Source organism: Paraburkholderia sp. WC7.3g, from assembly GCF_050436345.1.
In the GTDB taxonomy this organism is placed as follows: domain Bacteria; phylum Pseudomonadota; class Gammaproteobacteria; order Burkholderiales; family Burkholderiaceae; genus Paraburkholderia; species Paraburkholderia podalyriae.
The window spans coordinates 3,902,259-3,914,511 of record NZ_JBNDMA010000002.1; the positions used below are offsets into that span (position 1 = coordinate 3,902,259).

Genomic DNA, 12,253 nt, shown 5'->3' on the forward strand with positions numbered 1-12,253 from the left:
TTTATGGACCGGGCACCGAGCGTCAACGGATGGTTTTGCCCAGAAAGCAGAAAGCCCTCATGTCAGAGGGCTTTCATTTTTACTACCGTTTCCAAACTTTATTGCGGCACCTGGTTCGGATTTTCCAATCTTTATTGCACTTTCCAAACTATATTGTCACGCTACAGCAATCTCAAGCGAAGTTCTTCGCTGCGAAGTCCCAGTTGACGATGTTCCAGTACGCTTCGACGAACTTCGGGCGCGCATTGCGATAGTCGATGTAGTAAGCGTGCTCCCACACGTCGATCGTCAGCAGTGCCTTGGCGTCGGTGGTGAGCGGCGTGGCGGCGTTGCTCGTCGACACGAGATCGAGCGAACCATCAGCCTTCTTCACGAGCCATGCCCAGCCAGAGCCGAACGTGCCGACAGCGGTCTTTGCAAACTCTTCCTTGAACTTGTCGAACGAACCCCACTTCGCATTGATCGCGTCAGCCAGCGCGCCGGTCGGTGCGCCGCCACCTTGCGGCGACAGGCTGTTCCAGAAGAACGTGTGATTCCACACCTGAGCCGAATTGTTGAAGATACCGCCCGACGACTTCTTGACGATCTCTTCCAGCGACAGTTTCTCGAATTCCGTGCCCTTGATCAGATTGTTCAGGTTGGTCACATAGGTCTGATGGTGCTTGCCGTAGTGAAACTCGAGCGTCTCTTCCGACATGTGCGGAGCGAGCGCGTTTTTCGCGAACGGCAGCGGCGGGAGCGTATGTTCCATGGTGCTTTCCTTCTCTGTATCTGTTGTGGGGAGTCTGCGGATGACGCTATCGAGCACTCGATTGTAGGCGAGTTGGAATAACCCCGCAAACCAACGGCCTTTGCGTCCGGCATGGCGAATTTGCCGTGAGCAAGGCCCTCGTGAAAGGCGCGCATTGCGCGTGCCCGGGTCGTCGGAACAGAGAAAACGCGCGCCACCCGCCCGTCGGCGAAACGTTAGAAACCGTCGGTCAGACGCGCTTGCACGTCGGCGAGCGCGACATCGGCCGAGCCTTCGGCGAGATGCATCGTCAAACGACGTCCGGGTTTAAGCGACGAAGGCGTGCGAATCGCGCGACCGCTTTGCGCATCGAGCACGGCTGCATAACCGCGCTCGAGTGTGCGCTGCGGACTCAGCACTTCGAGTCGCGCGCTGAGCAAGTCGATGCGCGCGACCTGACGTTCATGCTGGCGCGATAGCGCCGCATTCAGACGCTGCGCCAGCGCATTGACGCGGGTGCGCTCGGCCGCGAGATCCGGACGCCAGCGTTGCCAGCGCATCTGCAGCAGCGAAAATCGCGCACGAGCGTCGCGCACCGGCCGCGCGCCCGCCGACGCGAGCCGCACGCGCAACTGCTGCAGATGGGTGCGCTGCCGCGCGAGCCGCTCGGCCGGCGAAACGAGCCGGCGCGCCAGCCAGTCGAGCTGCTGTGCGCGCCGCTCCATCATGCGGCCGAACGCGCGCGCGAGTGTCGCGTGCCGATGATCGAGTTCGCGCAGCAGTATGACGCGCTGCGGGCTCACGAGCTCGGCGGCACCGGTCGGCGTGGGCGCGCGTACGTCGGCGGCGAAATCGGCAATCGTAAAATCGGTCTCGTGACCGACGCCGCTCACCACGGGAATGACGCTTTCCGCAATCGCGCGCGCGAGCACTTCTTCGTTAAACGCCCACAGGTCTTCGATCGAGCCGCCACCGCGACACACGATCAGCACGTCGACCTCGCGACGCGCGCCGGCCGCATCGACCATCGCCGCGAGCTTCGCGCCGACGCCCGCGCCCTGCACCGGCGCCGGATACACGATCACCGGAATGTGCGGCGCGCGGCGCGACAGCGTCGTCAGCACGTCGCGCAATGCGGCGGCCTGCAACGACGTGACGATGCCGATCGCGCGCGGATGCGTCGGCAGCGCGCGCTTGCGCTCCGCGGCGAACAGCCCCTCGGCCTCGAGTTGCGCCTTCAACCGTAGAAACGCTTCGTACAGACGCCCCTGCCCAGTGCGGCGCACCGCTTCGATATTCAGCTGCAGTTCGCCGCGCGGTTCGTACATCGTGACGAGGGCTCGCACCTCGATGCGATCGCCTTCGCGTGGCATGAATTCGGCATACTGCGCGCGACCGCGGAACATCACGCAGCGCATCTGCGCCTGCGCGTCTTTGATCGAGAAATACCAGTGGCCGCTCGCGGCGCGGGTGAAGTTCGACACTTCACCCGCGACCCAAACGAGCGGAAACGAGCGTTCGAGCATCGTGCCTATCGCGCGATTGAGCGCGGAGACGGGAACGACGACCTCACCGCCTGGTGGGGCCGCCGAAGCAAAAGGATTTTCTGGAGTCATGCGAGGAATAAATAGCGCTGGCCGGACAGACGATAGACCGAGCGACGAGCGCCGTCCAGCCGGAATCGCAGGATTGTTAAAAGTGTCCACATGGCGGGACTCGCCTGACGAATTCCGCCAGAACGGCTGCCAACGTCAATAATTTCCTTGGCAGACCCTTGATTTATATGAAATTTACATTTCAATGGCGAGCGAGCACCGCGATCCAAAGCAAATGGAACGGCCCTTCCGGGCAATCGGATGGCAGGTTCTCCACAAAGTTATCCACAGACTGTGGGCAAGCGCACATAGGGTGGACCCGCGTGCGTCAGGCCCCACGCGACTTGCCGGGCGGGACGCCCGCGCGCTAGAGTGGTGGGTTCGACGGCATGCCGATCGCGCAGCGCAGCGGACAGCTTGCCGGCCGGAGGCCGTCATGCGCGAGCCCTATCGTCGCGCCAGGTGCACCTCATTTTTTCGACCGTATTCGCATTCGATTGCCCGGAGAACCGCGTTGATGTTGACCCTGCGTAGTGCGTACGGCGCGCAGTCCGTGCCCGCAACCCGCCCATGAGCGAACTCAGCGACCGACTCGAAGCGCGCCTCACGCGCGAATGGCAGCAACGTGGACCGCTCGCCTGGGCGCTGACGCCGCTCGCCGGCGTGTTCGGCGCAATCGCGGCCGCGCGCCGCGCCGCGTTTTCTCTCGGCTGGCTCAAGTCGGTGCGCGTTGGCGTGCCGGTGGTGGTCGTCGGCAACGTGACGGTCGGCGGCACCGGCAAGACGCCGACCGTCATCGCGCTCGTCGAAGCTTTGCGCGCCGCGGGCTTCACGCCTGGCATCGTGTCGCGCGGCTACGGCGCGCGCGTGAGCACGCCGATCCAGGTCACGCCCGGTTCGTCGGCACGCGTCGGCGGGGACGAGCCCTTGTTGATCGCGCGCCGCACCGGCGCACCCGTGTGGGTCTGTCCCGATCGCGTCGCCGCCGCCCAGGCGCTGTGCGCCGCGCACCGCGATGTCGACGTGATCGTCAGCGACGACGGCCTGCAGCACTATCGGCTCGCGCGCGACGTTGAACTCGTCGTGTTCGATCACCGGCTCGGCGGCAACGGTTTCCTGCTGCCGGCCGGGCCGCTGCGCGAGCCGCTGTCGCGCCGCCGCGACGCGACGCTGATCAACGATCCGTACGCGCGCACGCTGCCCGGGTGGCCCAACACGTTCGCACTGCAGCTCGCGCCCGCCGACGCGTGGCATCTCGACAATCCCGCGCTGCGCCGTCCGCTCGCGCAATTCGCCGGTCAGCGCGTGCTGGCCGCCGCCGGCATCGGCGCTCCGGAGCGCTTTTTCGCGACGTTGCGCGCGGCGGGCCTCGCGCCCACGACACGCGCGCTGCCCGATCACTACGCGTTCGAGCGCAATCCTTTCACCGACATCGACGCCGACGCGATCCTGATTACGGAAAAGGATGCGGTAAAATTCGGGGCCTGGCACGATGCGCGCATCTGGGTAGTCCCGGTCGAAGCCGCGCTCGATCATCGCCTCACTGCATTAGTTGTGGAGAAAGTCCGTGGACGCTCGCCTGCTTGAAATCCTCGTCTGCCCGATCTGCAAGGGCCCGCTCAGCTACGACCGCGCCGCGCAGGAACTGATCTGCAACGCGGACAAGCTCGCCTACCCGATCCGCGATGGCATTCCGGTGATGCTCGTCGACGAAGCGCGGCAGACCGTCGAAGGCACGCCGGTCGATCTGAATCCCGGCTCGGTCGCCTGACCCGCAGCGCCGCTGCAGTGCGAGGCGTCGCGTCGTCTCGCTCACGCGAGGGCCAAGGCAAGCTTCAATGCCAGTGTCCGCCCCGCATCTGCTCCGCAATCGATCCGCAGCCGTTTTCCCGCTCCGGCTTATGTCCGACCTGCGTGCCCGTCGAGCGCGCAGCTTCTTCCTGCGGTTGATCGCCGCCCGTCCTTGATCCGATGACCCACACCGCCCTTCATCCGTTTATTGCCGTCGTGCCGGCCCGCCTGGCGTCGACGCGTCTGCCCAACAAGCCGCTCGCGGACATCGGCGGCAAGCCGATGGTCGTGCGCGTCGCGGAGCGCGCGCGCGAATCGGGCGCGCAGCAGGTGCTGGTCGCGTCGGACGCGCAGGAAGTGCTCGACGCGGCGCACGATCACGGCTTCGAAGCGGTGCTCACGCGCGCCGATCATCCGTCGGGCACCGACCGTCTCGCGGAAGTGGCGACCCGCTTCGGCTGGAGCGACGACACGATCGTCGTTAACGTGCAGGGCGACGAGCCGCTGATCGACCCGGCGCTCGTGCGCGGCGTCGCCGCGCATCTGGCGACGGCGAGCGACTGCGCTATCGCGACGGCCGCGCATCCGATCACCGATCCCGCCGAAATTTTCAATCCGAACGTCGTCAAGGTCGTGCCCGACGCGCGAGGCGTCGCGCTGTATTTCTCGCGCGCGCCGATCCCGTGGGCGCGCGACGCGTGGCAAGCGCACTGGCCCAACGTCGCGTCGATGCCCACGCCGCCCGCGCCTGCCATCGTTTACCGGCACATCGGCTTGTACGCGTATCGCGCGAAATTCCTACGCACGTACCCGAGTCTCGCGATCTCGCCGATCGAGCAGGTCGAAGCGCTCGAACAGCTGCGCGCGATGTGGCATGGCGAGCGCATCGCGGTACTCGTCACGCATGACGTGCCGTTACCCGGCGTCGATACACCCGCCGATCTCGCGCGCGTACGGGCTTTATTCGGGTCTTGAGCGCGGGAAGCCGTGGCATAATCGAACGGTTATGCGCGCCTCCCAGCGCAGGCGATACGCGGGTTGTCCCGGTCGCGCCGTTCGGGTCTTGCAGCGCCGTCGCATTCGACGTGCAGCGCGAGGTAGCCAACGGTAGCCGATGCGGAACCTGCGAGAATCGCCGGGAAGCATGTCGCGTCAACCAAGAATTCACATAGATCTGGAGATATTCATGCGTTTGATCCTGTTGGGTGCACCGGGTGCCGGCAAAGGCACTCAGGCCAACTTCATCAAGGAAAAGTTCGGCATCCCGCAAATTTCCACCGGCGACATGCTGCGCGCGGCCGTCAAGGCTGGCACGCCGCTCGGCCTCGAAGCAAAGCGCTTCATGGACGCCGGTGAGCTCGTCACCGACGAACTGATCATCAACCTCGTGAAGGAACGTCTGCAGCAGCCGGACTGTGCGAACGGCTATCTGTTCGACGGCTTCCCGCGCACGATCCCGCAAGCCGAAGCAATGAAGCAGGCCGGCGTCGCGATCGACTACGTGCTCGAAATCGACGTGCCGTTCGACGAGATCATCGTGCGCATGAGCGGCCGCCGCTCGCACCCCGCGTCGGGCCGCACGTATCACGTGACGTTCAATCCGCCGAAGGTCGAGGGCATCGACGACGTCACCGGCGAGCCGCTGATTCAGCGCGACGACGACAAAGAAGAAACGGTCAAGAAGCGTCTGTCAGTGTACGAATCGCAAACCAAGCCGCTGATCGACTACTACAACGGCTGGGCGAAAAACGGCGATACGTCGAGCTCCGTGAAGGCCCCGCAATATCGCCGCATTTCGGGCCTTGGCAGCGTCGACGAAATTCGCGCCCGCGCGTTCGACGCGCTGAAGTAAGCCGGATCGGTCTGGAGCTGTGGCACTGTTTGCGTTTGACGAAAGACCCGCCCACATCGGCGGGTTTTTTATTGGGGGCGAGAAAGTCTCAGGCGGCAAGCGGTGCGGATCGTTCCGGATGGTTACTTAGCTTTCCATAGCGCTGGCATGCCGCCGCCCGCGTCGCTTTCCGCATCGCACGACGACCGCTAAGATCGATCGTCGAATCATGCTTCGATCGGGCCAGCACTGAACAACCGTAGCAAAGGAGAAGACATGGAGATTCGTGACAATGTGTTCCTGATCACCGGCGGTGCATCGGGCCTCGGCGCCGCCACCGCGCGCCTGCTCGTCGAGAACGGTGGCAAGGTCGTGCTCGCCGATCTGAATCTTGACACCGGAGAGGCGCTCGCGAAGGAACTCGGCGGCGTATTCGTCAAGTGCGACGTGAGCCGCGAACAGGACGCGCAACAGGCCGTCGAAGCCGCGACGAAGCTCGGCACGCTGCGCGGTCTCGTCAACTGCGCGGGCGTCGCGCCGGCCGTGAAGACCGTCGGCAAGGATGGCCCCCATTCGCTCGGTCTGTTCACGCGCACGATCTCGATCAACCTGATCGGCACGTTCAACATGATCCGGCTCGCCGCGGTGCAGATGGCGAAGAACGAGCCGAACGCCAACGGCGAGCGAGGCGTGATCATTAACACGGCATCGGTCGCCGCGTTCGACGGCCAGATCGGCCAGGCGGCCTACTCCGCGTCGAAGGGCGGCGTGGTCGCCATGACGCTGCCGATCGCGCGCGACCTGTCGCGCAACGCGATCCGCGTGATGACGATCGCCCCCGGCATCTTCGAAACGCCGATGCTGCTCGGCATGCCGCAGGAAGTGCAGGATGCGCTCGGCGCGATGGTGCCGTTCCCACCGCGCCTCGGCAAACCGGCCGAATACGCGATGCTTGCCAAGCAGATCTTCGACAATCCGATGCTGAACGGCGAGGTGATCCGACTCGACGGCGCGATCCGTATGCAGCCGAAGTGACGATCGCGTAGCGATCGATCTGCTCGCCGATGCGCGGCCAGGCCCCGCATCCGGTGAAAAAAACGCCTGTGCATGTGTGACATGTGCAGGCGTTTGCGCTTTATGCAGCGTGGAAATGCGCGTCGCTACTCGCCGCCATCGTGCCGCGTGCGCTGCCGCAATTCATGCAGCTGCGACTCGACCACGGTGGCATCTTCCGCATCGGGGCGATCGCCGAGATAGCTTTCGAGATCCTCGAGCGCTGGCCGCAGATAATCGAGCCGCGCATACGCGAAGCCGCGATCGCGCACTTCCTCGATGTTGTCCGGCAGTAAAATGACGAGCCGTTGCTGCACCGCGAGCAGACGCTGCCAGCGCTCGGTCTGCAGATAGATCGCCTTCAGGTTGCGCAACATCCGCGCGACGATCTCGCGACGCGTAGCCGGTTGCAACAGGATTCGCAGCGCGCGCCCGACCGAATCCCCAGCCGACGCGACGTACGGCTCGAGCATCTCGACCATTTGCGCTTCGGACAGCGAATGACCGGTGGTCGGATCGAGCATCACGTCACCATCGGGCGTCGTCACGCGCAGCAGGAAGTGGCCTGGAAACGACACCCCGCGCACCGGCACGCCGAATTGCTCGGCCATCTCCAGATAGAGCACCGCGAGCGAAATCGGAATACCACGGCGACGTTTGAGTACGACGTGCAGATGACTGTTGTCGGGGTCGTAGTAATCGTTCAGATTGCTCGCGAAACCGAGTTCGCGGAAAAAGAACCGATTGAGGATACCGACCTTCTGACGGATGTCGGCATCGTCGGGCATGCGACGCCGTAGCCGCAGCACCAGTTCGTCGATCTCGGCGAGCACCGACTGCAGATCGAGGTCGGGATAGGCATCCTGCGCGATCGAGAGCGCCGTCTCGGTCAGCGGCAGACTCTCGTCTTCGGCGACGAGCGTACTGAAATAATCGAGAACCCGCGACATGGTGATCACTTCACTCGCCTTTTGAAATACGCGTACTTGAAGCCCATCAGCAAAAGCATACCGAAATATAGCGCGGCGAACAGCACGAGGCACGCACCCAGCAACACGATGCGGCTGACCGGCTGGTTACGCATGCCAATCCAGTCGAAGCTGATCGCGAACCAGCGCATCACGCCGGCGAGCACGAGGCATGCGCCGAGCAACTGCACGAAAAACTTGAGCCAGCCATGCGACGGCATATAGATGCCGCGTTTGCGCAGACCAATGAATAGCAGCAACGCGTTGACGCAAGCGCCGAGCCCGACGCTCAGCGTGAGACCCGCATGCGCGAAGACCGGCACGAACGCGTAGTTGCTGAGCTGAGTGACGACCAGCACGCCGATGCCGATCTTCACCGGTGTCTTGATATCCTGCTTCGCGTAGAAGCCCGGCGCGAGAATCTTGATCAGGATCAGGCCGACCAGGCCGACGCCGTAGGCGGCCAGCGCGCGGCTCACCATCACGACCGCGTTGCCGTCGAACTTGCCGTAGTTGAACAGCACGGCCGTCAACGGCTGCGCGAAAAAGAACAGCGCGATCGCGCTCGGCGCGGCGAGCAGAAACGTGACGCGCAGCCCCCAGTCGAGCAGCGACGAGTACTCGTGGGAATCGGCATCGACGTGCGCCTTCGATAGGCTCGGCAGCAGGATCGTGCCGAGCGCGACGCCGAGCAGCGCGGTCGGAAACTCCATCAGCCGGTCGGCGTAGTTGATCCACGAGACCGCGCCAGGGCCGATGTGCGACGCGATGTTGGTGTTGATGATCAGGCTGATCTGCGCGACCGACACCGCGAACATCGCCGGCACCATCTTCGCGAGCACGCGCTTTACGCCGCGATGCGCGAGCGCGCGCAGCGGGTTCAGGCCGATGCGCGGCACCATGTCGATCTTCTTGAGGCCCGGCAACTGGACGACGAATTGCAGTACGCCGCCGACGATCACTGCCCAGGCGAGCGCATAGACCGGCGTTTGCAGGCGCGGCGCGAGGAATACCGCGGAGACGATGAACGCGACGTTAAGCAGCACCGGCGCGAACGCGGGCAGCGAAAAGTTCTTGTACGTATTCAGCACGCCCGACGCCAGCGACGTCAGCGAGATGAAAATGATGTACGGGAACATGATGCGCGTCATCGCAACCGCGAGCTGGTACGCGTGCCCCTCATGCGCGAGACCCGACGCGACGACGAACACGACGCCCGACGCGCCGATCACGCCTATCACTGACAGCACGGCAAGCGCCCACGCGAGCACGGTCGAGGTCGCGTCGACGAGCGCCTTGGTGGCGTCGTGGCCTTGCTGGTTCTTGAACTCGGCGAGGATCGGAACGAAGGCCTGCGAGAACGCGCCTTCGGCGGAAATGCGGCGCAGCAGGTTCGGAATGCGAAAGGCGACGTAAAAAGCGTCGGTGTATTGACTGGCGCCGAACGCACGGGCGATCAACGTTTCACGGGCCAGTCCGGTCACGCGCGACAGCAGCGTGAAGCCGCTGACCGTCAGCAGGGCTCGGAATAGATTCATGGGGCGCTTATTATACGGGTCCCGCCAATGCGGGCGACGAGCCGGAACGCGATTCGGACCGATTTGCCACGCGGACGTTCGCCGCCATCGACTGGGAAGCGCAATTATTTGTGCTTTTTACGGTATTCCGGGCGCCACCGGCAGCTTCGATCGGCGCCCTCGTACGAGCGGACCAGCGCACAAGCGCCAACATGACGCTGGACCGCTCACTGTGGCGCCCTCGCGCGTTTTCCGTTGCCACGTGCCTGATTTCGTTGCTATAATCGTCGGTTTCGAAGCTTGCTCAATTTTCAAACGGTCTTCGGAAGGGATTGTCAGGTTGGCGCAGCGCCGCCTGTCAATGCAACCGGATGCCGCGAAACACGGGCCCGCCTTCGCGTAGTTCGATCGATTTTTTCGACACTTTTGCGCCCTTGGGCAATCGCTTCCAAGGGTTCGGATCGAGAAGCAGCACCTCGCCTCATCATCGAAGGCCAGGTACTGGAAACAGGAACAGGATAAGGAACCGTCATGGCTAACTCCGCACAAGCACGCAAGCGCGCCCGCCAGGCCGCGAAGGCAAACTCGCACAACTCGGCACTGCGCTCGAAGTTCCGCACGGCTATCAAGGCTGTCCGCAAGGCAATCGAGGCAGGCGACCACGCTAAGGCCGCCGAAATCTTCAAGGCATCGTCGAAGACCATCGACATCATCGCCGACAAGAACATCGTTCACAAGAACAAGGCAGCTCGCAACAAGAGCCGCCTCGCCGCAGCCCTCAAGGGTCTGCAAGCGCCCGCAGTGCAGTAATTCCGGTCGGCCCGCTTCGGCGGGCTACCTCCTGTTTCCGCTGCAAGAAGCCCGCTTTGGCGGGCTTTTTTGTTTCGATGGACCACCAGCCACAAAAAAACCCGCTACTTGCGGGTTTTTGTTTTTTGCTTTTGCCGATCCGATCGGCTTGTGTCAGATCACGTGCCGTTTGGCTTGCGGCGCAGGCGCCTGCTCGAGTTCCAGCTCGCACGCCTCGGTGACGAGCAGGTCGTTGTCTTTCGCGAAGTTCATAACGAAATCGAAGGCCATCGGTTCGATGTCGCGCAGCCGAGAATCGAGAATCACGCATTTGAGGTCGCCGATCATGGTCGGCCGTACGTACAGCGAGTACTGCATATAGGCGTTCGGCCCCTTCCTCACGCCGGGTCCGAACGACGACATGACGCCCGCGAGCCGCTCCGACCAGTCGCTCGGCCGAAACTTTTTTCCGGCCGACGTAATACCCTGAATGAAATATTCGATTGGAGCTGCTTCGGCCATGTAGGAATACCTGTGTGACTGCCCAGCGGAATGACGGCCAACCGGCGAGGCCAGTTGTACGCCAGAATTCACCGCGAGCGGCATACACGGCAAGCGCTTGCAGCCACTTGCTACGTGCGTGGAATCTGGCGCTAACGCGACAACGACGAACCGCACCACGAGAACCGCTGCGGCAAACCGGCTGAACCGCTCTGGCGTCTGTCGTGACGGCCACGCCGTGACAGGCTTTCTGCGCCGCGCGAACCGCGTTTCCTCATGCGAAACGCCCGCCTGCTGGGCCTTGGGATAACCTGCAGATTATAGCGCAGCGAGGCCTTTTCCGCACCGCACACAAGCCGCACACAAGCGCCCTCCGATAATCCCGCGAAGCCTGTCACGACGCTTTCGGACAGCTTGCGCCGCCTTTCCGGCCGACTCGTCAAACGAGGCGAAATCCTTTATGCTGCATTGACTTACCACCCAAATCGACGGCGGCGCAGTCCGGCACCCCTGCCGGGTCAGACCGCCGTATTCGTTTCATGACCGCCAAGAAAATTCGCCACTACCTGCAGTTCAAGGATTTCTCGCTGGAAGACTACGAGTACGTGCTGGAACGCGCGCGCATCCTGAAACGCAAATTCAAGAACTACGAGACTTATCACCCGCTGCATGACCGCACGCTGGCGATGATCTTCGAAAAGAATTCGACGCGCACGCGCCTGTCGTTCGAAGCCGGCATCTTCCAGCTCGGCGGTCACGCGGTGTTCATGAGCACGCGCGACACGCAGCTCGGCCGCGGCGAGCCGATCGAAGACGCTGCCCAGGTTATCTCGCGCATGGTCGACATCATCATGATCCGCACGTTCGGCCAAGACATCATCCAGCGCTTCGCCGAAAACTCGCGCGTGCCGGTGATCAACGGGCTCACGAACGAATACCACCCGTGCCAGGTGCTCGCGGACGTCTTCACGTACTTCGAACATCGCGGTCCGATCCGCGACAAAACGGTCGCGTGGGTCGGCGACGCCAACAATATGCTGTACACGTGGATCGAAGCCGCGCAGATTCTCGGCTTCAAGCTGCGCCTGTCCACGCCGCCCGGTTACAAGCTCGACCGCGCGCTCGTCTCGGCGGAAAGCGCGCCGTTCTACGAGGAATTCGACGACCCGAACGAAGCCTGCGCGGGCGCCGATCTCGTCACCACCGACGTCTGGACCAGCATGGGCTTCGAGGCCGAGAACGAAGCGCGCAAGAAGGCTTTCGCGGACTGGTGTGTCGACGCCGACATGATGGCGCGAGCGAATCCCGACGCGCTCTTCATGCACTGCCTGCCCGCGCATCGCGGCGAGGAAGTCAGCGCGGAAGTGATCGACGGACCCCAGAGCGTCGTGTGGGATGAGGCGGAGAACCGTCTGCACGTGCAGAAGGCGTTGATGGAATACCTGCTGCTCGGCAAGCTCAATCACTGAGCGAGCCGC

The 12,253-nt window shown here is 63.4% G+C and carries 12 protein-coding genes; 7 read left to right on the forward strand and 5 right to left on the reverse strand.

Annotation, left to right across the window (positions count from 1 at the left end):
- Window positions 1-172: 172 nt before the first annotated feature.
- Complete coding sequence (gene sodB, locus OKW43_RS29565) at window positions 173-751, reverse strand: superoxide dismutase [Fe] (RefSeq protein WP_187637910.1); 579 nt, start codon at window positions 749-751, stop codon at window positions 173-175.
- Window positions 752-966: 215 nt separating this feature from the next.
- Complete coding sequence (gene xseA / locus OKW43_RS29570) at window positions 967-2,346, reverse strand: exodeoxyribonuclease VII large subunit (protein ID WP_187637909.1); 1,380 nt, start codon at window positions 2,344-2,346, stop codon at window positions 967-969.
- 549 nt (window positions 2,347-2,895) lie between these two features.
- On the opposite strand from xseA, the gene lpxK reads away from it, so the two are divergent.
- The 5 genes from lpxK to OKW43_RS29595 all read left to right on the forward strand — a co-directional run bounded on the left by lpxK (window position 2,896) and on the right by OKW43_RS29595 (window position 6,982).
- Window positions 2,896-3,912, forward strand: coding sequence for a tetraacyldisaccharide 4'-kinase (gene lpxK / locus OKW43_RS29575; RefSeq protein ID WP_429451309.1), 1,017 nt, complete (start codon window positions 2,896-2,898; stop codon window positions 3,910-3,912).
- Window positions 3,893-4,096 carry a Trm112 family protein gene (locus OKW43_RS29580; RefSeq protein ID WP_007180583.1) on the forward strand — a complete coding sequence of 68 codons (204 nt, stop codon included), beginning with the start codon at window positions 3,893-3,895 and terminating at the stop codon, window positions 4,094-4,096. Before lpxK ends, OKW43_RS29580 begins: the two co-directional genes overlap by 20 nt.
- 200 nt (window positions 4,097-4,296) lie before the next feature.
- Entirely contained in the window at window positions 4,297-5,091 is a 795-nt protein-coding gene (kdsB, locus tag OKW43_RS29585; protein WP_187637907.1) for a 3-deoxy-manno-octulosonate cytidylyltransferase, read from the forward strand.
- Between the two features lie 211 nt (window positions 5,092-5,302).
- Window positions 5,303-5,968: an adenylate kinase gene (gene adk / locus OKW43_RS29590; RefSeq protein WP_187637906.1), complete on the forward strand. Its 666-nt coding sequence runs from the start codon at window positions 5,303-5,305 to the stop codon at window positions 5,966-5,968.
- A gap of 255 nt (window positions 5,969-6,223) precedes the next feature.
- The gene (locus OKW43_RS29595) at window positions 6,224-6,982 is read left to right on the forward strand and encodes a 3-hydroxyacyl-CoA dehydrogenase (protein ID WP_429451311.1); all 759 of its coding nucleotides are present in this window, start codon (window positions 6,224-6,226) and stop codon (window positions 6,980-6,982) included.
- Window positions 6,983-7,107: 125 nt separating this feature from the next.
- Here the strand turns inward: OKW43_RS29595 and OKW43_RS29600 are convergent, their stop codons facing one another.
- Window positions 7,108-7,950, reverse strand: a complete 843-nt coding sequence (locus OKW43_RS29600; RefSeq protein WP_187637915.1) for a SirB1 family protein — start codon at window positions 7,948-7,950, stop codon at window positions 7,108-7,110.
- Between the two features lie 5 nt (window positions 7,951-7,955).
- Window positions 7,956-9,506, reverse strand: coding sequence for a murein biosynthesis integral membrane protein MurJ (murJ, locus tag OKW43_RS29605; RefSeq protein WP_429451313.1), 1,551 nt, complete (start codon window positions 9,504-9,506; stop codon window positions 7,956-7,958).
- A 510-nt stretch (window positions 9,507-10,016) separates the two neighbouring features.
- On the opposite strand from murJ, the gene rpsT reads away from it, so the two are divergent.
- The gene (rpsT, locus tag OKW43_RS29610; RefSeq protein WP_187637903.1) at window positions 10,017-10,295 is read left to right on the forward strand and encodes a 30S ribosomal protein S20; all 279 of its coding nucleotides are present in this window, start codon (window positions 10,017-10,019) and stop codon (window positions 10,293-10,295) included.
- Window positions 10,296-10,448: 153 nt separating this feature from the next.
- Here rpsT and OKW43_RS29615 read toward each other — a convergent pair whose 3' ends face one another.
- Window positions 10,449-10,796: a DUF3579 domain-containing protein gene (locus OKW43_RS29615; RefSeq protein WP_187637902.1), complete on the reverse strand. Its 348-nt coding sequence runs from the start codon at window positions 10,794-10,796 to the stop codon at window positions 10,449-10,451.
- A 518-nt stretch (window positions 10,797-11,314) separates the two neighbouring features.
- Between OKW43_RS29615 and argF the strand changes: the two genes are divergently transcribed.
- On the forward strand, window positions 11,315-12,244 hold the full coding sequence (gene argF, locus OKW43_RS29620) for an ornithine carbamoyltransferase (protein ID WP_187637901.1): 930 nt from the start codon (window positions 11,315-11,317) through the stop codon (window positions 12,242-12,244).
- Window positions 12,245-12,253 lie beyond the last annotated feature (9 nt).

Excerpts from the sequence above, each read along its gene's own strand:
- xseA (WP_187637909.1), bottom strand. The coding sequence starts at position 2,346 with ATGACTCCAGAAAATCCTTTTGCTTCGGCGGCCCCACCAGGCGGTGAG.
- kdsB (WP_187637907.1), top strand. The coding sequence starts at position 4,297 with ATGACCCACACCGCCCTTCATCCGTTTATTGCCGTCGTGCCGGCCCGC.
- rpsT (WP_187637903.1), top strand. The coding sequence starts at position 10,017 with ATGGCTAACTCCGCACAAGCACGCAAGCGCGCCCGCCAGGCCGCGAAG.
- murJ (WP_429451313.1), bottom strand. The coding sequence starts at position 9,506 with ATGAATCTATTCCGAGCCCTGCTGACGGTCAGCGGCTTCACGCTGCTG.
- OKW43_RS29615 (WP_187637902.1), bottom strand. The coding sequence starts at position 10,796 with ATGGCCGAAGCAGCTCCAATCGAATATTTCATTCAGGGTATTACGTCG.
- argF (WP_187637901.1), top strand. The coding sequence starts at position 11,315 with ATGACCGCCAAGAAAATTCGCCACTACCTGCAGTTCAAGGATTTCTCG.
- lpxK (WP_429451309.1), top strand. The coding sequence starts at position 2,896 with ATGAGCGAACTCAGCGACCGACTCGAAGCGCGCCTCACGCGCGAATGG.
- OKW43_RS29595 (WP_429451311.1), top strand. The coding sequence starts at position 6,224 with ATGGAGATTCGTGACAATGTGTTCCTGATCACCGGCGGTGCATCGGGC.
- sodB (WP_187637910.1), bottom strand. The coding sequence starts at position 751 with ATGGAACATACGCTCCCGCCGCTGCCGTTCGCGAAAAACGCGCTCGCT.
- OKW43_RS29600 (WP_187637915.1), bottom strand. The coding sequence starts at position 7,950 with ATGTCGCGGGTTCTCGATTATTTCAGTACGCTCGTCGCCGAAGACGAG.
- adk (WP_187637906.1), top strand. The coding sequence starts at position 5,303 with ATGCGTTTGATCCTGTTGGGTGCACCGGGTGCCGGCAAAGGCACTCAG.